The sequence below is a fragment of the Staphylococcus piscifermentans genome (genome assembly GCF_900186985.1).
In the GTDB taxonomy this organism is placed as follows: Bacteria; Bacillota; Bacilli; order Staphylococcales; family Staphylococcaceae; genus Staphylococcus; species Staphylococcus piscifermentans.
In genome coordinates, this window is sequence record NZ_LT906447.1 from 1,930,431 (window position 1) to 1,951,782 (window position 21,352).

The 21,352-nt window shown below is 36.9% G+C and carries 21 protein-coding genes; 6 read left to right on the plus strand and 15 right to left on the minus strand.

Annotation, left to right across the window (positions count from 1 at the left end):
- Window positions 1–2: 2 nt before the first annotated feature.
- The 6 genes from CKV71_RS08975 to CKV71_RS12690 form a co-directional block, all read right to left on the minus strand.
- A complete protein-coding gene (locus CKV71_RS08975; protein ID WP_095105977.1) occupies window positions 3–1,343 on the minus strand; it encodes a dihydrolipoamide acetyltransferase family protein in 1,341 nt (446 codons plus the stop codon).
- Between the two features lie 345 nt (window positions 1,344–1,688).
- Entirely contained in the window at window positions 1,689–2,666 is a 978-nt protein-coding gene (locus CKV71_RS08980; RefSeq protein ID WP_095105978.1) for an alpha-ketoacid dehydrogenase subunit beta, read from the minus strand.
- 3 nt (window positions 2,667–2,669) lie between these two features.
- A complete protein-coding gene (gene pdhA, locus CKV71_RS08985) occupies window positions 2,670–3,782 on the minus strand; it encodes a pyruvate dehydrogenase (acetyl-transferring) E1 component subunit alpha (protein WP_095105983.1) in 1,113 nt (370 codons plus the stop codon).
- A 168-nt stretch (window positions 3,783–3,950) separates the two neighbouring features.
- Window positions 3,951–4,583 carry a YkyA family protein gene (locus tag CKV71_RS08990; protein WP_095105988.1) on the minus strand — a complete coding sequence of 211 codons (633 nt, stop codon included), beginning with the start codon at window positions 4,581–4,583 and terminating at the stop codon, window positions 3,951–3,953.
- A gap of 201 nt (window positions 4,584–4,784) precedes the next feature.
- Window positions 4,785–5,726: an RNA-guided endonuclease InsQ/TnpB family protein gene (locus CKV71_RS12685; protein ID WP_218958481.1), complete on the minus strand. Its 942-nt coding sequence runs from the start codon at window positions 5,724–5,726 to the stop codon at window positions 4,785–4,787.
- Window positions 5,727–5,894: a helix-turn-helix domain-containing protein gene (locus CKV71_RS12690; RefSeq protein WP_151194858.1), complete on the minus strand. Its 168-nt coding sequence runs from the start codon at window positions 5,892–5,894 to the stop codon at window positions 5,727–5,729. It lies immediately after the preceding gene.
- A 406-nt stretch (window positions 5,895–6,300) separates the two neighbouring features.
- Between CKV71_RS12690 and def the strand changes: the two genes are divergently transcribed.
- From def to rnjA, 3 genes are all read left to right on the plus strand, one after another.
- Window positions 6,301–6,855: a peptide deformylase gene (gene def, locus CKV71_RS09000; RefSeq protein WP_095105990.1), complete on the plus strand. Its 555-nt coding sequence runs from the start codon at window positions 6,301–6,303 to the stop codon at window positions 6,853–6,855.
- A 446-nt stretch (window positions 6,856–7,301) separates the two neighbouring features.
- Window positions 7,302–7,517, plus strand: coding sequence for a DNA-dependent RNA polymerase subunit epsilon (locus CKV71_RS09005; protein ID WP_095105993.1), 216 nt, complete (start codon window positions 7,302–7,304; stop codon window positions 7,515–7,517).
- Window positions 7,517–9,457 (plus strand): ribonuclease J1, encoded by a 1,941-nt coding sequence (gene rnjA, locus CKV71_RS09010; RefSeq protein ID WP_095105994.1) that lies wholly within the window; start codon window positions 7,517–7,519, stop codon window positions 9,455–9,457. Before CKV71_RS09005 ends, rnjA begins: the two co-directional genes overlap by 1 nt.
- A gap of 81 nt (window positions 9,458–9,538) precedes the next feature.
- On the opposite strand, the gene CKV71_RS09015 is transcribed toward rnjA, so the two are convergent.
- Window positions 9,539–9,880 (minus strand): winged helix-turn-helix transcriptional regulator, encoded by a 342-nt coding sequence (locus CKV71_RS09015; protein ID WP_095105995.1) that lies wholly within the window; start codon window positions 9,878–9,880, stop codon window positions 9,539–9,541.
- 206 nt (window positions 9,881–10,086) lie between these two features.
- On the opposite strand from CKV71_RS09015, the gene hxlA reads away from it, so the two are divergent.
- Together hxlA and hxlB are read left to right on the plus strand one after the other, a co-directional pair.
- The gene (hxlA, locus tag CKV71_RS09020; protein ID WP_095105997.1) at window positions 10,087–10,719 is read left to right on the plus strand and encodes a 3-hexulose-6-phosphate synthase; all 633 of its coding nucleotides are present in this window, start codon (window positions 10,087–10,089) and stop codon (window positions 10,717–10,719) included.
- A 3-nt stretch (window positions 10,720–10,722) separates the two neighbouring features.
- On the plus strand, window positions 10,723–11,268 hold the full coding sequence (gene hxlB / locus CKV71_RS09025) for a 6-phospho-3-hexuloisomerase (RefSeq protein ID WP_095105998.1): 546 nt from the start codon (window positions 10,723–10,725) through the stop codon (window positions 11,266–11,268).
- Window positions 11,269–11,791: 523 nt separating this feature from the next.
- Here the strand turns inward: hxlB and CKV71_RS09030 are convergent.
- The 3 genes from CKV71_RS09030 to CKV71_RS09040 all read right to left on the minus strand — a co-directional run bounded on the left by CKV71_RS09030 (window position 11,792) and on the right by CKV71_RS09040 (window position 14,934).
- Window positions 11,792–12,451, minus strand: coding sequence for a potassium channel family protein (locus CKV71_RS09030; RefSeq protein WP_095106000.1), 660 nt, complete (start codon window positions 12,449–12,451; stop codon window positions 11,792–11,794).
- Between the two features lie 99 nt (window positions 12,452–12,550).
- Window positions 12,551–13,582: a cytochrome d ubiquinol oxidase subunit II gene (locus CKV71_RS09035; RefSeq protein ID WP_095106001.1), complete on the minus strand. Its 1,032-nt coding sequence runs from the start codon at window positions 13,580–13,582 to the stop codon at window positions 12,551–12,553.
- Window positions 13,579–14,934 (minus strand): cytochrome ubiquinol oxidase subunit I, encoded by a 1,356-nt coding sequence (locus CKV71_RS09040; RefSeq protein WP_095106002.1) that lies wholly within the window; start codon window positions 14,932–14,934, stop codon window positions 13,579–13,581. The genes CKV71_RS09035 and CKV71_RS09040 overlap by 4 nt, the downstream gene beginning before the upstream one ends.
- Before the next feature lie 230 nt (window positions 14,935–15,164).
- Here CKV71_RS09040 and CKV71_RS09045 point away from each other — a divergent pair, with 230 nt between their 5' ends.
- Window positions 15,165–15,401, plus strand: a complete 237-nt coding sequence (locus CKV71_RS09045) for a glutaredoxin family protein (protein WP_095106004.1) — start codon at window positions 15,165–15,167, stop codon at window positions 15,399–15,401.
- A gap of 400 nt (window positions 15,402–15,801) precedes the next feature.
- Here the strand turns inward: CKV71_RS09045 and ptsP are convergent, their stop codons facing one another.
- From ptsP to auxA, 5 genes are all read right to left on the minus strand, one after another.
- Window positions 15,802–17,523, minus strand: coding sequence for a phosphoenolpyruvate--protein phosphotransferase (gene ptsP / locus CKV71_RS09050; protein ID WP_095106005.1), 1,722 nt, complete (start codon window positions 17,521–17,523; stop codon window positions 15,802–15,804).
- Window position 17,524: 1 nt separating this feature from the next.
- Window positions 17,525–17,791 (minus strand): phosphocarrier protein HPr, encoded by a 267-nt coding sequence (locus CKV71_RS09055; RefSeq protein ID WP_047132399.1) that lies wholly within the window; start codon window positions 17,789–17,791, stop codon window positions 17,525–17,527.
- 147 nt (window positions 17,792–17,938) lie between these two features.
- The gene (locus CKV71_RS09060) at window positions 17,939–18,499 is read right to left on the minus strand and encodes a DUF697 domain-containing protein (protein ID WP_095106006.1); all 561 of its coding nucleotides are present in this window, start codon (window positions 18,497–18,499) and stop codon (window positions 17,939–17,941) included.
- A gap of 15 nt (window positions 18,500–18,514) precedes the next feature.
- Window positions 18,515–19,702, minus strand: coding sequence for a class I SAM-dependent rRNA methyltransferase (locus CKV71_RS09065; RefSeq protein ID WP_095106007.1), 1,188 nt, complete (start codon window positions 19,700–19,702; stop codon window positions 18,515–18,517).
- Between the two features lie 116 nt (window positions 19,703–19,818).
- The gene (gene auxA / locus CKV71_RS09070; protein ID WP_095106011.1) at window positions 19,819–21,120 is read right to left on the minus strand and encodes a lipoteichoic acid stability factor AuxA; all 1,302 of its coding nucleotides are present in this window, start codon (window positions 21,118–21,120) and stop codon (window positions 19,819–19,821) included.
- Window positions 21,121–21,352 lie beyond the last annotated feature (232 nt).

Here is a 21,352-nt window from a genome sequence, read left to right on the forward strand (position 1 = left end):
TTTTACCCCTCCATTAATAATAATTCTGGATTATTTAATAAACGTTTGATGTGATTCATTGCGTTTTGACCAGTAGCGCCATCAATTTGTCTATGGTCAAAGCTTAATGATAATGCTAATACAGGTGCTGCTACAATTTCCCCATCCTTAACAATAGGTTTTTGAGCAATACGGCCGATTCCTAAAATAGCTACTTCTGGGTAGTTAATTACAGGAGTGAACCATTGACCGCCTGCAGAACCGATGTTACTGATTGTGCATGAAGCACCTTTCATTTCGTCTGAAGTCAATTTACCATCACGTGCTTTAACAGCAAGTTCATTGATTTCATCTGAAATTTCGAACATTGATTTGCGATCAGCGTGTTTAACGACTGGTACTAATAGACCACGTTCTGTATCAGCAGCAATACCGATATTCCAGTAATGTTTGTTTACTACTTCACCGTTTTCTTCGTCAAATTCAGAGTTTAATGCTGGGTATTTTTTAAGCGCTGAAACTAAAGCTTTCACAACATAAGGTAAGAATGTTAATTTAGTACCTTGTTCCGCAGCAATTTCTTTGAATTTTTTACGGTGATCCCATAAAGCTTGTACTTCTACTTCGTCCATTAATGTTACATGAGGCGCAGTATGTTTAGAGTTTACCATAGCTTTTGCAATTGCTTTACGCATTGCAGGGATTTTTTCGCGTGTTTCTGGGAATTCGCCTTCAGCTGATACAGGTGCTGATTGTGCTGATGAAGTATCTGCTGATGCAGCTTCGCTTGATGTAGCGCTTTCATCAACGCTTGAGCTAGTATCTCCGCTTAAGTATGCTTCTACGTCTGCTTTTGTAATACGTCCGTTTTTACCAGTGCCTTTAACAGCTTTGATATTAACGTCGTTATCACGTGCAAATTTACGAACAGAAGGCATTGCTTTCACAACGCGGTTTTCGTCAATTTCTTCATCTTGTGCTGGTGTTTGCGGTGCATCGCCAGAAGCTGTTTCAGTTCCTTCTTCTGAAACTGTTGCTGCTTGTTGTTTAGTTTCTTGTTGTTCTGATGCTTCATCTTTGCTGTCGTCATGGCTGTGTCCGCCTTTGAATGACATTTCTTCAGCATCTGGTGCATCAATTTTAACAATTGTATCACCCACAACTGCTACTGTACCTTCGTCAACTACTACTTCTTCAATAGTACCTGAAACCGGAGAAGGAATTTCTACAACTGATTTATCATTTTGAACCTCAGCTAAGATATCATCTTCTTCAATTTCGTCTCCAGCTTTAACAAACCACTTTACAATTTCACCTTCGTGGATACCTTCACCAATATCGGGTAATTTAAATTCAAATGCCACGTTCTTGTCCTCCTAAAAGTCAATTTAAGTCTTATAAACTAGTACAAAGAACAAAATTTGAAACAAAGTGTCATTTATTCAAGCTATAACCCTTGAGCCGACAGTCATACTGAAATCAAATCAATATATTGTTCTAGTTTATATTCTGACATAAAACTTGATTCCGTTTCAACGAAATCTATCTTCAATTTATCATTTTACTTCTCGGACAAACCATTTGCCCTTGCACTACTTAATAGCTGCAAGGACAGAAATGTTTTGTCAAACCTTCAGATAGCTGTTCTTAGTTGTCATCTACCCGAAAGCTATTGTTAATATGCCGATTCATTTTCTAATTGAACACAATTAGAAGTTTAAAGTTGCGTTAGCTTGTTCGATGATATCGTTTTTGTTTGGTAACCAAACGTTTTCAGCTTCTGTAAATGGATAAACAGTATCAGCTGCTGCAACACGTGCAATCGGAGCTTCTAATGAAAGAATAGTACGTTCAGCTAATTCAGCTGCAACTTGAGCACCGACACCTGCTTGGCGTTGTGCTTCTTGTACTACTACAGCTCGACCTGTTTTTTCAACAGAAGCCACTAATGTTTCATAATCAACCGGTTGAACTGTACGCAAGTCGATCACTTCTACAGAAACACCGTCTTTTTCAAGTTCTTCAGCTGCTTTTAATGATTCTTGAACCATTGCGCCATAAGCGATAACAGTAAGGTCTGTACCTTCTTTTTTCACTTTAGCTTTTCCAAGTTCAATTTCATATTCTTCTTCCGGAACTTCTTCACGGAATGAACGATATAATTTCATATGCTCTAAATATACAACTGGGTCGTTGCTTTTAATTGCAGAGATTAATAAACCTTTTGCATCGTATGGGTTAGAAGGGATAACTACAGTCAATCCTGGAGATTGAGCTAAAATACCTTCTAAGTTATCAGCGTGAAGCTCTGGAGTATGCACACCACCGCCGAATGGTGTACGGATTGTTACAGGTGCTGATTTAGTGTCGCCTGAACGGAAACGTGTACGTGCAATTTGTCCAGCTACAGAGTCGAATACTTCAAATACGAAACCTAAGAATTGGATTTCCATTACTGGACGGAAACCTTCAGCAGATAAACCTAATGCTAAACCGCCGATTCCTGATTCAGCTAATGGAGTATCGAATACACGATCTTCACCGAATTCTTTTTGTAAACCTTCCGTTACACGGAATACGCCACCGTTAACACCAACGTCTTCACCAAAAACTAACACATTTTCATCATTTTGCAGTTCAGTTTTAAGTGCGTTGTTAATTGCTTGTACCATTGTCATTTGTGCCATGGTTTACTTCGACTCCTTCTCTTTGTAATTTTCATATTGTTCTGCCAAGTTAGATGGCATTTCTTCATACATGATATCCATTAAGTCAGTCACTGTTTGTTTTTCAACTTTGTCAGCTTCTTTGATTGCTTTCTTAATGTCATCTTTAGCTTGATCCATAACTGCAGTTTCTTTCTCTTCAGACCATAAACCTTTGCCTTCTAAGAATTTTCTGAAACGTACTAATGGGTCTTTTTTCTCCCATTCTGAATCTTCATCAGAAGTTCTGTAACGAGTTGGATCGTCACCAGCCATTGTATGCGGACCATAACGATAAGTCATTGTTTCGATTAAAGTTGGTCCTTCGCCATTTACTGCACGATCACGTGCTTCTTTAGTTGCTTGATAAACTGCTAATGGATCCATACCATCAACTTGGATGCCAGGAATACCTACTGCAATTGCTTTTTGAGCTAATGTTTGCGCAGCAGTTTGTTTGCTTCTTGGTGTTGAGATCGCATAGTTGTTATTTTGAATTACAAAGATTGCAGGTACTTTATATGCAGAAGCGAAGTTGATACCTTCGTAGAAATCACCTTGTGATGACCCACCATCACCAGTATAAGTAATTGCTACTGCTTTTTTACCGCGTTTTTTAATACCAAGTGCTACACCAGCAGTTTGTACGTACTGTGCACCGATAATAATTTGAGGACTGAATGCGTTTACACCTTCAGGCATTTGATTACCTTTGAAATGTCCTCTAGAGAATAAGAATGCTTCTGTTAATGGTAAACCGTGCCAAATCAATTGAGGTACATCACGGTAACCTGGAAGAATCCAGTCCCCTTTTTCAAGAGCATATTGAGAAGCGAGTTGTGAAGCTTCTTGACCAGCTGTAGGTGCATAGAAACCTAAGCGTCCTTGTCTGTTTAATGAAACAGAACGTTGGTCTAACACACGAGTCCAAACCATTCTTTCCATTAATTCAACTAATTGTTCATCAGATAAGTCTGGTAATAAGTCTTCGTTAACTACGTTCCCGTCTTGGTCCAATACTTGAACCATCTTAAATTGTGCTTCAGTATCTTTCAATACTTTTCCAGCGTCGAATTGGGCTTGTAACTTCGGAGCCATTCAATTCACCATACCTTTCCCGTATAATTAAAATTCATTTCATCCAATAAGTATTATAACATATATTCTCTACACTGTTAAATAATATTAAAAAGTTCTGTATCACTGATGTAAAGTACAGTTTAGAGGGCTGTACTAGTGAGAAATATGAAACTGTACTAGTGTTGTTTATTTGATTTGTTCAGCCGCTTCCATTTGTTTGCCACGTTCATTTCGCGTCTTACTGTAGTCTTTGATTTTCTTATTCACATCTTTATAAGAATCATCAATAGCTTTCGTTTTCTCATCGATTTTAGACTGTTCCGCTTTACCATTGGTGCTCACAATATATTGGAATAAATCTTTTTCTTTATCCAAACTATTTGTATAAGCTTTGGCATAATCATCATGCGCTTTATAATTTTTTTCCATTGCTTTATTCGTTTTTTCTATGCTACTTTTACGTTTATCATTACGAATTTTGCTAGTACGTTTTTTCGCTTCATCAAATTTCTTTTCAGATGCGTCGAAAGCGTTTTCTTCTTTCTTGAATTCTTTCTTGCGTTGATCGACATTATCGATGATTTTCTTAGAAGTATCGACGACTTTATTCGTATCTTTCCCGTTAATCTTCTTAGCTAAATCATTTTTCTCATTAGTAAGTTTATTTAGTTTTTCTCCGACTTTAACTGCTGCATTTTCTTTGTTGACGGCTTCTTTAAGCGTCTTGTTGTATTCTTTAATCTCGTGCGTATCTGTTGAACAAGCACCTAATACGAGTGAAGATGCAACCACTAAACCGAGCGTCTTATTAAATTTCATACTTTGATTAGCCTGCTACTAAAAACATATTCAAATGTTATTAGAGGATTTCTCTTTTCAATGAGGTTGATTTCGATTGAAATCAGGTCTATGAACCTCTCCCAGAGCGTTACTTCCGATGTAGCCCACCGTAGTTTGAAACTTTATCTATACATTTAAATTGTGTGATAACCTTTTAGCAGTTTTCCTTTCTTTATTTTATTACACTATCACGGTGTAATCTGTTGCTTGTTTCAAATTAATACTGGCATTGATATCTCTATCTTTAATCATTCCGCAATGATTACAATGATACGTTCTTTGATTCAAAGGCATAGGTTGTATGTGACCGCAATCAGAACATATTTGACTGGATGGATAAAATCTATCGACTTGGCGTAATTCAATACCATAATCTCGACATTTAATTTTCAACCATTCAACCATGTAACCGAGTCCGATTTGTTGAAAACTGTTGGCCAATCTTTTATTTCTCATCATGCCTTTGATGTTTAAATTTTCAACGGTAATAAATTGCGGATTGGTGCGGAGAATAGAGAGTATGCCTTTGCGTTTAATATCTTTTTTAATATTTTTGATACGTTTATATAATCTTTGTACTTTCAACAACTGTTTATACCAATTATGAGAACCTTTTTTCTTTCTGGATAATTTTCGCTGCTGTCGTTTCAAAGATTTATCAAGTTTGATAATGGTTTGATTCGTTTTGAAGCTTCTGATTTTTACACCGGAGTGTGTGAACACAGCCTCTTTCAATCCTAAATCAATACCGATTCCCTCTGTCTGTTCCGGTTTAGAGAGGAGGGGACATTCACAATTAATCAGTACAGATACATAGTAACGATCGAATTCTCTGATGACTGTTGCCGACTTTATATTATTTGTTGGAATGTAACCTCTTTCTTTTAATTTAATCCATCCCAACTTCGGCAATTGGATGCGATGTCGTTGTATATGGATTGTACCAATCAAATAATAGCTTCCAATACCGGATTTCTTCTTAAACTTCGGACAACCTTGCTTATTTTTGAAAAATGTCTGATAAGCACGATGTGCATTCATAATGGATTGTTTGACAGCTTTGCTGGCACTTTGTTTAATCCAATGTTTATTAGGGTTATTGAGAAGATATACATTGTTCATTCATTTGCTGAAAGCAAAACCGTTCATATATGATTGTCCGGTTTTATGGAAATTTTGGTTAGTCTCGATAAATTTGTTGTATACCCAACGACATGTACCGATGGTTTGGTTGATGGTCTGACGTTGTTCAAAAGAAGGATTGATTTCGGTTTTATATGCTCTCAGCATATCCTGCCACCCCCTTTTTTAAATGGACCAAAACCATAGATACAACCGCTAAAAGCAAGGATAGTTGCGGTGATGTGTTAAAATTTCCAATTGATTTTGTAATGTAATAGGTTGCAATGGGTTCGTAACCCAACTATGTACTGTATATTTAGGATTAAATGGGGTGGAAATAGCATTCCCTAATTTTCCAATTATTTCTTTAGTCTTATTCATCATTATCACCTCAATTCAATTATAACTATATTCAGAGATATTTACTGCCTTTTAATTACATTTTTAGTAACTGTACTGTGCCTCCTTGGGTATTTCAATAATGATGTTAATTAATTTCCGCTCATTTCGCAAATACTTTTCTGTTCTATCTCAATATTTTTTGTTATATTTTATAATAAGGACGGTGTATGACATGATTACTATGAAAGATATTATAAGAGACGGACACCCTACACTTCGTGAAAAAGCAAAAGAAGTTGAGTTTCCTTTATCAGAAGAAGAACGTAATAAAATTCAAGAAATGCATGAGTTTTTAGTTAATAGCCAAGATGATGAAATTGCGAAAAAATACGGTTTACGTTCAGGCGTGGGTATTGCTGCGCCGCAATTAAACATTTCTAAGCGTATGCTTGCTGTCCATCTTCCTGATGACGGCAACGGCAAGTCTTATGAATTAATGCTGATCAACCCTAAAATTGTCAGCTATAGCGTTCAAGAGGCTTATCTACCTACTGGCGAAGGTTGCTTGAGTGTGGATGAAGATATTCCAGGACTTGTTCATCGTCATAACCGCGTAACTGTAAAGGCAAAAGATATTGACGGCAATGATATCAATTTACGCCTTAAAGGTTATATTGCGATAGTGGTTCAACATGAAATCGATCATTTAGATGGTATTATGTTCTATGACCATATTGATAAAGAAAATCCATTACAACCGCATGAAGATGCAATCCGTCTGTTTTAAAAATAATTTTTAAAAAGAATACTGATGATGGGACGTGTCGTCCCTTCTTGGCGAAGCTATTCAGATAGCTATTGCCAGCTCAGATAGAGGAACTGGGACATTGTTACGTCCCAGCTCCTCTTTTTTAAAAGAAGTACTCTGTCAGATTATCGATATAAAAGTAAAACCGCTTTATTTATTGATATACATCATGTAAAATAAAAGGTAACTGAAAATGAGTAAAATCAGTATAAGTTTATACTCAATTATGCTGAGGCTCATTTCAAAATAGAACGTCTTTAAAATAATAATCCTGGCAAACATACTAGGCAGTTAAGCTGGTATGTTGTATTTATTTATAAGAATAAGCAAGCAAATCTTATTAAGACGAATGAGACAACAAATAACAACTAGGATTGTAATTAATAATATATAAGAACAGAAAACATAGGAGGAAGAAATAAATTATGGCAATTTACAAAGTATTTTTTCAAGATGACAAATCAGAAGTAATCGTACGTGAAAACACACACACTATTTACGTTGAAGGTAATTCTGAAGAAGAAGTAAGAAAATATTTGAAAAACAGAAATTATAACATTGAGTTTATAACTAAATTAGAGGGCGCACATTTAGAATATGAACAACAATCTGATCACTTTAAAGTGGAGCATATTCAATAATGAAACAATTAAAAAATAATGAGGTCGGCGTATACGCGCTTGGCGGACTTGGTGAAGTCGGCAAGAATACGTATGCAGTCGAATATAAAGATGAGATTGTCTTGATTGATGCAGGGATTAAATTCCCTGATGACAATTTATTGGGGATTGACTATGTCATCCCTGATTATTCTTATCTTGTACAAAACAAAGATAAGATTATCGGACTTTTCATCACACATGGACATGAAGACCATATCGGCGGTGTGCCCTTCTTACTAAAAGAACTTAATATACCGATTTATGGTGGCCCTTTAGCACTTGGATTAATCCGCAATAAACTTGAAGAGCATCATTTGCTTAGAACTGCTGAGTTGCATGAAATTAATGAAGATACTGAAATTGATTCGAAATATTTCAATATCTCATTTTATCTGACTACTCACAGTATTCCGGAAGCTTACGGTGTCATTGTTGATACACCAGAAGGCAAAATTGTGCATACAGGTGACTTCAAATTTGACTTCACACCAGTAGGAACACCTGCGAATATTGCTAAAATGGCAAAAATCGGAGAAGAAGGTGTACTCTGTCTGCTTTCTGATTCTACTAATGCATTAGTGCCTAACTTTACTTTAAGTGAACGCGAAGTAGGACAAAACGTTGACAAAATTTTCCGTAAATGTACAGGAAGAATCATTTTTGCAACATTTGCTTCTAATATTTACCGTGTACAACAGGCTGTTGAAGCTGCAATCAAATATAATCGTAAAATTGTAGTCTTTGGCCGTTCAATGGAAAATAATATTAAAATTGGTATGGAATTAGGTTATATCAAAGCACCACCAGAAACTTTTATTGAACCAAGCAAAATCAATTCTGTGCCAAAACACGAATTATTAATTTTATGTACAGGTTCTCAAGGTGAACCGATGGCTGCCCTTTCAAGAATTGCGAATGGTACACACAAACAAATTAAAATTATTCCTGAAGATACAGTTGTATTCAGTTCATCACCTATTCCTGGCAATACTAAAAGTATTAATCGTACAATCAATGCGTTATATCGTGCAGGTGCGGATGTTATTCATAGTAAAATCTCTAATATCCATACTTCTGGACACGGATCACAAGGCGACCAACAATTAATGTTACGCTTGATTCAACCTAAATTCTTTATGCCGATTCACGGTGAATACCGTATGTTAAAAGCACATTCGCAAACAGGTATTCAATGCGGCGTCGACGAAGATAATGTGTTCATCTTTGATAACGGTGATGTATTGGCATTGACTAGAGATTCTGCACGTAAAGCCGGACGTATCCCTTCTGGCGATGTATTAGTTGATGGAAGCGGTATCGGCGATATTGGTAATGTTGTAATTCGCGACCGTAAACTCTTATCTGAAGAAGGTTTAGTAATTGTAGTAGTAAGCATTGATTTCAATACTAATACACTACTTTCCGGTCCGGATATTATTTCTCGCGGATTCGTTTATATGCGTGAATCAGGTCATTTAATTTACGATGCACAGCGTAGAATTAAAACAGATGTCATCAGTAAATTAAATCAGAATAAAGATATTCAATGGCATCAAATCAAATCATCGATTATTGAAACATTGCAACCTTATCTTTATGAGAAAACAGCACGTAAACCGATGATTTTACCTGTTATTATGAAAGTAAATGAAGATGGCGAACAAATTACGAAACCATCTAAATCGAAATCAAATTCTAGACCTAAGAAAAATAACTCTAAAGGTAAAACATCTAATAAAAATAATGATTCCAAAAATAACCAAGGTGGACGTCCTACAAAACGTAATACTAATGGACGCAAGCCTCAATCTAAAAATAATAAACCACAAGCTAAAAATGAGTCAGGTGCTAAGCAAGAATCGCCATCTCAAGCAAAATCAAAAAATAAATCTGATTCTAATAAAGGAAACAAAGAATAGAAAACAGTTAGGAGCGGAACCGCTGCTCCTAGTTCAGAAAAGGGATTTGAAACAAAATTATGTTTCAAATCCCTTTTCGTTTTATTTTTTAGAGATAAAGTCTAAAAATTCGTCTCCCCACTCACAAATTGCATATACAACTTTATCTAAGGACTGACCAATTTCTGTCAATCTATATTCCACTTTTGGCGGTACTACTGGATAGACCACTCTTTCAATAATTTGATCATTCTCTAACTCTCTTAATTGTCTAATTAACATGCGTTGATTCACGTCTGGTAATCTTTTCTCAAATTCGCTTAACCTTAAAACTTTCGATTCTAGTAAATGAAAGATAATCGGAATCTTCCACTTTCCTCCTATTACTGAAAGAGCTAAATCTTTAGAGGTAAAAAACTCTTTATTGTCATACTCTATTAACATCGGGAATGCTCCTTGTAGTTTTGATATATATTTAATTTTTAATGGTTATGTTTTAAACTTGGATGTAAATTGAAGGTTATTATCAACTGTTTATTAATAGGATAACACTGCTATTATTGTCAGTACATGTCGAATTTGTCAGTATTGCCAGGTTTTATATGCTATGTAATACTTGATATACATTAGATATGAAAGGATGAATCATTTTGGAACTACAATTAGCAATTGATTTATTAAATAAAGAAGAAGCGGCAGAATTAGCTAACAAAGTAAAAGATTATGTTGATATCGTAGAAATCGGTACTCCTATCATATATAACGAAGGCTTGCCATCAGTGCAATACATGGACGAGCATATTGACGGTGTTAAAGTTCTTGCAGACATGAAAATCATGGACGCTGCAGATTATGAAGTCAGCCAAGCGGTTAAATTCGGCGCTGACGTTGTGACTATCTTAGGTGTGGCTGAAGATGCATCAATCAAAGCTGCTATCGAAGAAGCACACAAAAATGACAAACAATTATTAGTCGATATGATTGCTGTGCAAGATATTGAAAAACGCGCAAAAGAATTAGATGAAATGGGTGCTGACTACATTGCGGTACACATCGGTTACGACTTGCAAGCAGAAGGTAAATCTCCATTAGAAGACTTGCACAAAGTTAAATCTGTTATCAAAAATTCTAAAGTTGCGGTTGCTGGCGGTATTAAACCAGACACTATCAAAGATATCGTAGCTGAAGGACCAGACTTAGTTATCGTCGGCGGCGGTATTGCAAATGCTGACGATCCTGTAGCAGCTGCGAAAGCTTGCCGTGACGCAGTTAAGGGTGAATAATCTATGACTAAACTACAATATCAATTGATTTTGGATGAGTTGAAAACGACTTTGTCCAACGTCAAAGATGAAGATGTTGAAAACTTTGAACAGGCTGTCAAAGATGCCAAGCATATTTTCGTAGCCGGCAAAGGTCGCTCAGGCTTTGTCGCAGACGGCTTTACGATGCGTTTGAATCAACTCGAACAACCTGCTTTCATCATCGGCGGTATTACAACGCCTTCGATTCATGAAGGCGACTTGTTCATCGTCATTTCAGGTTCAGGCAGTACAGAATATTTACGTCTGCTTGCTGAAAAAGCCAAAGGTGAAGGCGCTAAAGTAGCCTTAATTACCACTCAACCTGATTCTAAAATCGGCGAGTTAGCTGATACGGTTATCGAATTGCCGGCCGGTACGAAATATGATGCTGAAGGTTCAGAACAGCCGCTCGGCAGTTTGTTTGAACAATCTGCACAACTTTTCTTAGATGCAGTCGTGTTGGACTTCATGCAGGATTTCAATATTGATGAAACGGCAATGCAGAAAAATCATGCGAATTTAGAATAAATTGATATTAATCAGTTAAAGGCTGGGACATGAAAAATGTTCCGGCCTTTTTCTATGGGTAGCTTGAAAGTGTATAGGCTCCGCTTCGCTGCCTAGACAGTTTCGCCCCTAAGTGTCTAAGCTCCGCTTCACTGCCTAGACAGTTTCGGCCCTAAGTGTATAGGCTCCAACTCACTGCCTAGACAGTTTCGCCCCTAAGTGTATAGGCTCCAACTCGCTGCCTAGACAGTTTCGTCCCTAAGTGTATAGGCTTCAACTCGCTGCCTAGACAGTTTCGTCCCTAAGTGTATAGGCTTCCACTTCACTGCCTATACACTCGCGAAAAACACCACTCACACTGTCCTCAAATACTCCCTAATCCCCTCGCCTCTCTCCTCAAGGTGCACTCTTCTCTTCTTAACTTCTCTCTAAAGCTTTCTTTCCCCAAAAAATTCCAAGAAAAAAAGGACTAGAACATTAAATTGTCCTAATCCTAGTTTTCTATTCTCATCAACTTTGCCGGACGACGGCACGATGAAGTATATTAGTGTACTACTTTTTTCTCGAAGCGGTTCAGGTCGTTATCGTGACCGATCATGATGAGGATGTCGCCTAATTCGATGTTCATGTTAGGGTCTGGGGAGATGATGACATCTTTGTCACGTTTGATAGCGATGATATTGATGCCGTAATGTGCACGGATGTCTAGGTCTACGATTGTTTGGCCTGCAATGCGTTCGTTTGCTTTGGCTTCGACGATAGAGTATTCGTCAGCGAGTTCTAGATAGTCGAGTACGCTGGCACTGGCGATGTTATGTGCGATACGACGACCCATGTCACGTTCAGGGTGTACGACTAAGTCGGCACCGATTTTGTTCAATATTTTAGCATGATAATCATTTTGTGCTTTGGCGATAACTTTTTTAACGCCGAGTTCTTTAAGGATTAAAGTCGTTAATGTACTTGTTTGAATGTTTTCACCAATAGCTACGATGACTTGATCGAAGTTTCTGATTCCGAGACTTTTCATCACCGCTTCATCAGTAGTGTCTGCAACTACTGCATGTGTTGCTATCTCACTGTATTCATTAACGCGTGCTTCGCTCATATCGATTGCCATGACGTCCATGCCTAGCGCATTGAGTTCTCTGACGATACTTCCGCCGAAGCGTCCTAATCCAATCACTACAAATTCTTTTTCCATTGTAACCTCCGAAAAATAAAAATGGGACCAGGCAATGTTGAACTATAGTTTGGCTGAAACCAAGTCTATAGATTGCCTCGCCCCATCTGATTTTAAATATTAATAATGACCTTCTTCACTTTTACCTTCAACATAGTCTTTGCTGAAGATGAATAATCTCATTAATAATATTAACGATGGTATCAATAAAAGTAAACCACAAACTGCTGCAACTGTGAGTGCTAATGCCATTGGGTCATCTGTTTTATTGACGTTACCGTTGATAAACGGATAAAGGATATATGGCCATTTACTGATGCCGTATCCACCGATTGCTGTAGCCATTTGCAGAATGACTAAAATAAAAGCTGTGCCTGGAGATTTCTTCATAATTGTGAGTACCCAAGCTGCAATTAAGCAGATAATACTGATTAAGAATAGCCACCAGTATTGTGAAACAGCAGTATCAAAATGCTCTTTGTTTTGCGTGCGCAAGGTAATAAATGCGAATAATGATACAAGGGCCATTGGCGGTCCCCAGAAAATAAACCACTTTCTAAGTAATGCGTAAGCTTTCATCGCTCTGGCTTTTCTAGCATAGAATGTTAGGAAACCTGATGAAATATACATTACTGAAATGAGAGCTAAGAAAACGATTGCCCAAGCAAACGGACTAAAGAATAAATCAGCCCAGTTCAAGTCTACATGGCCGCCGTGTTTCGTAATATAACCGCCTTCAGAAATTACCAATCCCATACTGAGAGATGGCGGAATTAATAAACCGCACACACTATAAATCAATAGCCAAGAGAACTTGGAATCTACACCATAATTTTGGAAAGCATAGAAACTGCCGCGCATGGTCAATAGTAGTAATCCAATAGAACCTGGAACAAGTAACACTGTTCCGTAATAATAGGCAAAGTCAGGGAAGAATCCTACGATACCTACTGTAAAGAACACTAAGAATACGTTAGTAACTTCCCAGATTGGATTCAAGTAACGTGCAATGACCGGAGTCAGTGTTTTTTGTGTTCCTCTTAATCGAGATTGCAAGATGAAAACACCAGCACCAAAGTCAATTGAAGCAATGACGATGTAACAGAATAAGAACAAGTACAATACGATCATTCCTAATGCTGTGAAACTCATGATGCTTCACCTCGGTTTCCTTCTAATTTCTCAATATCTTTATATGGCGGTTTGTTTCTGAACATGCGAATCAGTACATAAGCTGATGTGAACAGAATGATAAAGTATACTAATCCGAACGCAATCGTTACGCCTGTTAAGCCGCCTGCATTAGTTGCTGCATCTGAAACTTTCATGTAACCTCTGATAATCCATGGTTGACGACCCATTTCTGTTAGGAACCAACCAAATTCAATCGATAACATAGCAGCCGGTCCTGTAATCAAGGTTGCATACAACAACACTTTATTAACAGAGAATTTACGCCATTTTTTAACGATTCTTGTTAGTGTATAAACGCCTGATACGACTAAGCAGAAGATACCGCCTGTAACCATTAAATCGAAGAAGTAATGGACTATCATAGGAGGTTGTGTATCTTTAGGGAATTCATTCAATCCTTCTACTTTAGTATTGATATTGTTATCAGATAAGAAGCTGAGCATACCAGGAATTTTGATAGCGCCTGTTACTTTCTGATCTTTCTCATTCAAGACACCGAATACTTGTAAATCTGCACGTTTTTCAGTATCGAAATGCCATTCGTATGCTGCTAATTTTTCAGGTTGTTCTTTATGCAAGAATTTCGCTGACATATCCCCTGCTAAGATAGAACCTAATGTAAAAATCAAACCGACAATCATTGTCAATTTTAATGCGCTTCTATGATAGTCTCTATCTTGCGGAATTTTATCTCTCAATAATTTAAATGCTGCAATCGCCGCTAATAAGAATGCCATAGTCATGACAGCTGTCATAATAACGTGGAACTGTCTTACACCGAAAGAAGAGTTGAACATTGCTGCAACTGGATCCACGTGAATCATACGTCCGTCTTTCATTTGGAATCCTGCTGGCGTATTCATGAATGAGTTCACTGAAGTAATGAAGAACGCTGACAACATACCGCCGATAACAACAGGTAAACCAATAATCATGTGTGTCCATTTGTTTTTAAATCGATTCCAAGTATAGAAATAAATACTTAAGAAAATCGCTTCAAAGAAGAATGCGAATACTTCCATGAATAATGGCAAGGCAATGACGTGTCCTGCTGTTTTCATAAATGTCGGCCATAATAATGATAATTGCAACTCGATAATTGTACCGGTTACAACGCCGACTGCAACTGTAATGGCATAGCCTTTCGCCCATCTTTTAGCTAATGTTATATAGCGAGCGCTGTTCTTTTTGATGCCGATAAATTCAGCAATTACGAACATTAGCGGCATCCCCACGCCGATGGTAGCGAAAACTATGTGGACAGCTAAAGTCATAGCAGTTAAAAATCTGCTTAATTCTACCGCTTCCATGATATCACCCTAATCTTTTTATATTTGATACTGTATAATGCCCGCAAGTTTCTAAGAAGTTGAGAGGTATATTTGATGTTGATCTTGAAGCGGATTCTTAGTTTCAACTTCACACATGTGGTATATCTTGTAGCACTCTATCTCGTTACGCATGATGCACCAAGCTTGATTTTATTTTTCACTTTTAATAAGGTTAAATCATCAATTTATTAAAAAAGGAAGATTTAACAATGACTCAAGTAACAATTTATACACAAAATGATTGCCCGCCGTGCCAATTTGTGAAAAATTATTTAGATGAGCATAACATTGCTTATACTGAAAAAAATATTGCAAACTCGGAATATCGTAATGAAATGATTGATTATGATGCCTTTTCAACACCTTTTATCTTAATCGATCAAGAACCTATGTATCAGGTTGATTTAGATAAAATAAATCAATTACTTCATATCGATCATGCCTAAACTGTAATAGAATGCACTGTATTCTTATATTTACCATGAAGTGTATGAGTTTAAACAATTATAATTTGCTCAGCACATTGACACAGTACTAACTATGTTACGCTTCCTAAGGCTTCTTTACAATTATTCTAATCAGTTTTCACATTATATAGTTTTTTTATCCTAATATTTTGTCACAAATTTGTAAAAGATAAAGTTACGTACGCACAATTAAATATTGTTTAAACAGTTGATAGAGGTGGAACAATTTGATGTTCCACCTCTAATTTTTGGACCGTCATTAGTTATCCGAATAGAAATTGCGTTTATTCCGCCAACCATTAAATTTCTGCATACAAATAACCGTGCAAGCATGAACTCGAAAATTCATGCTTGCACGGTTTATTTTTTAAGATAACCCTTAAGCGTTTTGAGTATATTCTTTAACTAATGCTACAACTTCATCTTGAGTCGCACATTGAATAGCTTTTTCGCTTAATTCTTTCATATCACTTTCGTTGAGCTTTCTGATTAAACGACGTGTTTTCAAAATAGATGTGGCACTCATAGAGAACTCATCTAAACCGAAACCTAACAACAATGGAACTGCTGTTTGATCGCCGGCCATTTCACCGCACATACCTGTCCATTTACCTTCTGCGTGAGAAGCTTCAATCACTTGTTTAACCAAGCGTAAAATTGCTGGATTGTATGGTTGGTATAAATAAGAAACACGTTCTGACATACGGTCAGCAGCCATTGTATATTGAATTAAGTCGTTTGTTCCGATACTAAAGAAGTCGACTTCTTTCGCAAATACATCAGCAAGTGCAGCTGTTGAAGGAATCTCTACCATAATTCCTAATTCAATATCATCTGCCACTTCATAGCCTTCATTTTTAAGATTTGCACGTTCTTCTTCAAGTAAAGCTTTCGCGTCACGGAACTCTTGAAGCGTTGCAACCATCGGGAACATAATGTTCAATTTACCGAAGACTGACGCACGTAATAACGCACGTAATTGTGGTCGGAAAATTTCAGGTTGTGCTAAGCAAAGACGAATCGCACGGTAACCTAAGAATGGGTTCATTTCTTCAGGCAAGTCAAGATAAGGCAACTCTTTGTCGCCGCCAATATCTAAAGTACGTACTACTACACGTTTGCCTTCCATGGATTCTAATACTGTTTTATAGGCTTCGAACTGTTCTTCTTCAGTCGGCATTTGGTCTCTGCCCATGTATAAGAATTCAGTTCTGTATAAACCAATACCTTCAGCGCCATTTTCAATCACACCCGGTAAATCATTAGGTGTTCCGATATTCGCTGCAAGTTCGACATGATGGCCATCAGCGGTTACTGATTCTGCATCACGTAATTTTTGCAATTCTTTCTTATCTTTAAAGAAATTATCGCGTTTTTCTTGATATTCTGCAATTACCTCATCGCTTGGATTGATAAGTACGTCACCAGTCATACCATCAACGATTATAGTGTCTCCCGCTTCTACTTCCTCAGTAATAGATTTAGTACCCACTACTGCAGGAATTTCTAACGAGCGGCTCATAATAGCTGAGTGAGATGTTCTGCCTCCAATGTTTGTCACAAACCCTTGCACATATTGTTTATTCAATTGTGCTGTATCAGAAGGAGTCAAGTCATTCCCTATAATGACTACGCTTTCATCAATGATACTTGGATTAGGCAAATCAACACCTAAGATGTGCGCTAATACACGTTTAGAAACATCGCGGATATCAGCGGCACGTTCAGCCATATATTCGTTATCCATTGATTCAAATATTGTGATAAATTGATTCGAAATATCTGTTAAAGCTTGTGCAGCGTTAACATTTTCATTCTTAATTTTATCTTCAATCGGTTGAATCAGTTCAGGATCATCTAGCACTAATAAATGTGCCTCGAAAATCGCTGCTTTATCCGCGCCCAATTGTTTTTCGGCATTTTCTTTAATTTTAGTTAATTCAACTTTAGATTTATTAAGTGCGCCATTGAATTTAGCAACTTCTGCATCCGTATCCGTTACCGGTTCGTTATCGAATGATAAGTCAGGCTCAACTAATAAATAGGCTTTTGCAATTGCAACACCGTCAGATGCTGCAATGCCTTTGATGTGTTTAGCCATATTATTCAGTTAATCCTTCTTTAGATAACACTTCAGTAATTGCTTGGATTGCGTCTGCTTCGTCACTGCCGTCAGCATAGATAGTGATTTCTGCGTCTTTGCCGACACCTAAACTCATAACACCCATAATAGATTTCAAGTTGACTTTTTTGCCGTTGTATTCTAATTGAATATCTGAATCAAATTTTGAAGCTGTTTGTACAAGCATTGTAGCTGGACGAGCGTGAATACCTGTTTCGTCGATGATAGTGTATGATTGTTGTTCCATAATAATCTTTCTCCTTCGCATCAATTAATTGGTGATTATTCACCTTAACATTATTACACCTTAACTTTACCAAAATATGCCTTTAAATTCAATTTGTTAATTCCTTGTAAGCGTAGTATTTTTATCAATTTGTGAAAAAATTAACAATTATTTGCCAGTTGGTGTTTCTAAAATTCTTTTGGCAACGTTTTCACATTTTTCAATATGTTCATTACCTAATTTCTTCATAAAGTAATAACTGATAGAGGCAGAAATTGCTTGACCAACTAGAGGGAACCATTTCGTTTGTTTCGCCGCAGTACGTTTCGCTACATCTCTAATCGCTACTTTTAAAATAGCTTTAGAAACAGTACGTCCAATAAACTGACTGCCTTGAATCGTAGCAGCTGCCAAGATACGCTCTCTTAAATCATCACTCATATGACTGACTTGTTTGTGATTCAATCCATAAATCTTATTGATATCTTCAATAATATCTTTCATTAATTTCAAATCTACACCGAAGTCGAGTCCTGGAATCGGTACTACACTTGCTGCTGAAGACCACAGTGATTTCTTACGTACCAATTCTTCAGCACGTTCACGTCTGCGTGACAAGTCACTCTCATTGACTGGCAAAGCCGACTTTCCAGTAACAGGTTCCAAATCCAAAACTTTATTACTTAATTTATCACTTGTATTTTTAATGAATTTATCTTTAATTCCCATAATTATGACCCTCCATTATATGATTACTTCTTTACTCGATACCCGAACGAAGACCACTTTTAAATACTTAGAAGGTTTATAATGCGGATGTGTTCTAAAATCTTTCGGCAGTCCCATTACCTCTTCAATTTCAAAGTCCACTCCCGCTTCATCCAACGTCTTTTTAATCATATTTTTAAATGCTTTAGAAGAAAGTGCACTTGAATTCGTGCTTAGCACTAAGACGCCATCTTCATTAAGAATAGGCAACGCTTCTTCAATCAACTTATGATAATCCTTCTGCACCGTAAATACCTTCTTCTTATTACGCGCAAAACTTGGCGGATCAATTACAATCGTATCGTACACACGATCATGTCTTGCAGCATAATGATAGAAATCAAAGGTATCCATCACGTAAATAAATTGTGATTTCGGGTCAATACCATTTACCCCGAAATTCTCCTCTGTTAAACTTCTAGAGCGATTCGCTAAATCCACACTCGTCGTATCCGCAGCCGTTTCCGCTGCAATCACTGAGAAAGCACCAGTATAACTGAACAGATTCAATACATGGCGCTCAGGCGCATACACATCACGTAACTTTTTACGCACTTCTTTTTGATCTAAGAAAATACCCGTCATTGGGCCATCATCTAAATCCACATTATAGAACGTGAAATTCTCTTCAATGATAATTGGGAATTCCGGCGCTGTTCCAGTTACAAATCCACTTTCAACTGCATCATCTTTGAAGCGGGTTTTTTCGAAAATCGAAGTATAAGGAAAGACCTCTTGAATGGCCTGTAACACAATATCTCTAAAAGCATAAATCCCTTTAGAATACCATTGCACTAGCAAATGACCATCATAATTATCAACCGTTAAACCGCCGACGCCATCCCCTTCTGCATTGAATAGACGAAAGGCATTCGTGCCATCCACATTGAAATAATATTGCCGGTAATCCAAAGCCTCTTGGAATAATTCTGCGAAGAATGCTTCATCAATCCGCTGCTCAGCTTCATAACTCAGCACCCAGCCCAAACCTTTATGCTGACGTCCGACATAAGCCGTCGCCAAATAACGTCCATCATCCGTCACCAAATGGAAAACATCTCCATCCGCCAAGTGACTGTGCTCATAAATATCCTCTTCATCCACTAACGGATAGTGGTTCAAATACTTCTGCTCCTTGCCTTTATTAATAACCGCTGTCTTCATAATCAATTCCGCCTTCTATAAGTATTTTTCTTCATCATAACGCATCCGAACTTCCCTTTCTAAAAAGAAAGACTCAAAAAGCTGAGAAACCGTTTAGAGTTCCCCAGCTCAATATGTTACTGGCCATCCACAGGTGTACGCATCTGAATCACAAATGCAATAATCACTGCAACCAGCATAATTAATAAAATTGGTGTAATAAAAATCGATAATAACAATCCGTGAATCATAATATTCACAAACTCAGTCAATAATTTAAAGAATAAAATACTAATCATAAACATTTGCACATAATAGAATTTGCCGCGTAGGAAATGTGTTAACGTCGTAATGATGTAAATAATAATGACGATGAGTAATAAGAATAAAGTGATCCACTCAATCACATAAGAAGTCTGTGATAATTCCCACTCTCCAGATGCAAACAAAGCATTTCTATTATTTAATTCTAACAATGTAAATAAGAATAAAATGATACCGCAAATTAATTCTACAATTCCGGGCTTAATCCATTTCGGACGCTTCATCCAATTTGGAATATCATCATCTTGGATATCAATTTTTTCTTTGATTGTATTTTTAAATTTATCACGCTTATTTCTCATTTTTTCTAAATCGATACTGCGTCTTGTACGATGCGTAAATTCTTGTGTACGCTCTTGGAATTCACGCAGTTGTTCTTTAGTCTGACTCATTGTGCCATTTTTATCCGTACGTGAAAATTCCATCTCTTCCCCTAATTCCGCTTTCGTCAGCGGTAAAGATCTGCGCAAGAACAAGAAATTCCAAATCGAAATTTGTGCTAAAATCCACATTACAATAAAGAATGCATTTACACTTAAAATATCAATCATTGCAATTTCATGACTTTCAATACGTCCGTACAAAGCAATTTGCGTGATTAAGTAACTGATACCGTAAGCACAAATAATCCATAAATAATGTTCTTTTCGATGATTATGATTCAATTCATCTTTATATACTATATATCCTGTATGTACCACAAACGGCACCACAAATATAATGGCCGCAAACCCATAAACTTGGGTCATCAAGATAATAGTAATAATAAAGAAGAGAATTCCTATAATAAGGAAGAAAATTGAGATATCATAATCATATTTCGTCGTCATAAATAACAAATAACCAATCCATAACAATGCAATGCCGAACACTATAATAAAGATGGCACTAAAAACAGGAAATTGACCGATAAATCGACTCATAATCCGGATGATTTCTCCGAAGAATGCATTGATGAAATCCCATACGTTGTAGATATGTATATCGGCCTTGCCGCCTTTAGCAAGTTTATGGATAAAGGATACGTTTAATAATATTATGATTCCAATGAAAAGTGAAACAATGCCAATAATCAAACTAAAAATGATCTCAGCGTGCTTCTTTATATACGACATGTTTTTCACCTCATAATTATTATATAGGAACATAAGTGTTGTGTCTTTAGAGAATGTAATAAATCATTCTATGGTAGTACATAGTATATCGAAATTGTTCCTTGCACTCAATCGGATAATACCCTAAATTTCTATGAAAATGCTTACTTAGAAAAATCGAATGAAATTGTGGGCGCCTCAAGGCTTCTGTTACTGAAATCATCTTGACATTTCCTCTTAAAAAGCATACATT

Coding starts and splice junctions, on each gene's coding strand:
- CKV71_RS09055 (WP_047132399.1), bottom strand. CDS start 17,791: ATGGAACAACAATCATACACTATCATCGACGAAACAGGTATTCACGCT.
- CKV71_RS09065 (WP_095106007.1), bottom strand. CDS start 19,702: ATGAAGACAGCGGTTATTAATAAAGGCAAGGAGCAGAAGTATTTGAAC.
- CKV71_RS09040 (WP_095106002.1), bottom strand. CDS start 14,934: ATGGAAGCGGTAGAATTAAGCAGATTTTTAACTGCTATGACTTTAGCT.
- CKV71_RS09045 (WP_095106004.1), top strand. CDS start 15,165: ATGACTCAAGTAACAATTTATACACAAAATGATTGCCCGCCGTGCCAA.
- CKV71_RS09005 (WP_095105993.1), top strand. CDS start 7,302: ATGGCAATTTACAAAGTATTTTTTCAAGATGACAAATCAGAAGTAATC.
- CKV71_RS09030 (WP_095106000.1), bottom strand. CDS start 12,451: ATGGAAAAAGAATTTGTAGTGATTGGATTAGGACGCTTCGGCGGAAGT.
- ptsP (WP_095106005.1), bottom strand. CDS start 17,523: ATGGCTAAACACATCAAAGGCATTGCAGCATCTGACGGTGTTGCAATT.
- CKV71_RS09060 (WP_095106006.1), bottom strand. CDS start 18,499: ATGGGAATTAAAGATAAATTCATTAAAAATACAAGTGATAAATTAAGT.
- CKV71_RS08990 (WP_095105988.1), bottom strand. CDS start 4,583: ATGAAATTTAATAAGACGCTCGGTTTAGTGGTTGCATCTTCACTCGTA.
- CKV71_RS09015 (WP_095105995.1), bottom strand. CDS start 9,880: ATGTTAATAGAGTATGACAATAAAGAGTTTTTTACCTCTAAAGATTTA.
- pdhA (WP_095105983.1), bottom strand. CDS start 3,782: ATGGCTCCGAAGTTACAAGCCCAATTCGACGCTGGAAAAGTATTGAAA.
- rnjA (WP_095105994.1), top strand. CDS start 7,517: ATGAAACAATTAAAAAATAATGAGGTCGGCGTATACGCGCTTGGCGGA.
- CKV71_RS09035 (WP_095106001.1), bottom strand. CDS start 13,582: ATGAGTTTCACAGCATTAGGAATGATCGTATTGTACTTGTTCTTATTC.
- CKV71_RS12690 (WP_151194858.1), bottom strand. CDS start 5,894: ATGCTGAGAGCATATAAAACCGAAATCAATCCTTCTTTTGAACAACGT.
- auxA (WP_095106011.1), bottom strand. CDS start 21,120: ATGTCGTATATAAAGAAGCACGCTGAGATCATTTTTAGTTTGATTATT.
- CKV71_RS08980 (WP_095105978.1), bottom strand. CDS start 2,666: ATGGCACAAATGACAATGGTACAAGCAATTAACAACGCACTTAAAACT.
- def (WP_095105990.1), top strand. CDS start 6,301: ATGATTACTATGAAAGATATTATAAGAGACGGACACCCTACACTTCGT.
- hxlB (WP_095105998.1), top strand. CDS start 10,723: ATGACTAAACTACAATATCAATTGATTTTGGATGAGTTGAAAACGACT.
- CKV71_RS12685 (WP_218958481.1), bottom strand. CDS start 5,726: ATGAACAATGTATATCTTCTCAATAACCCTAATAAACATTGGATTAAA.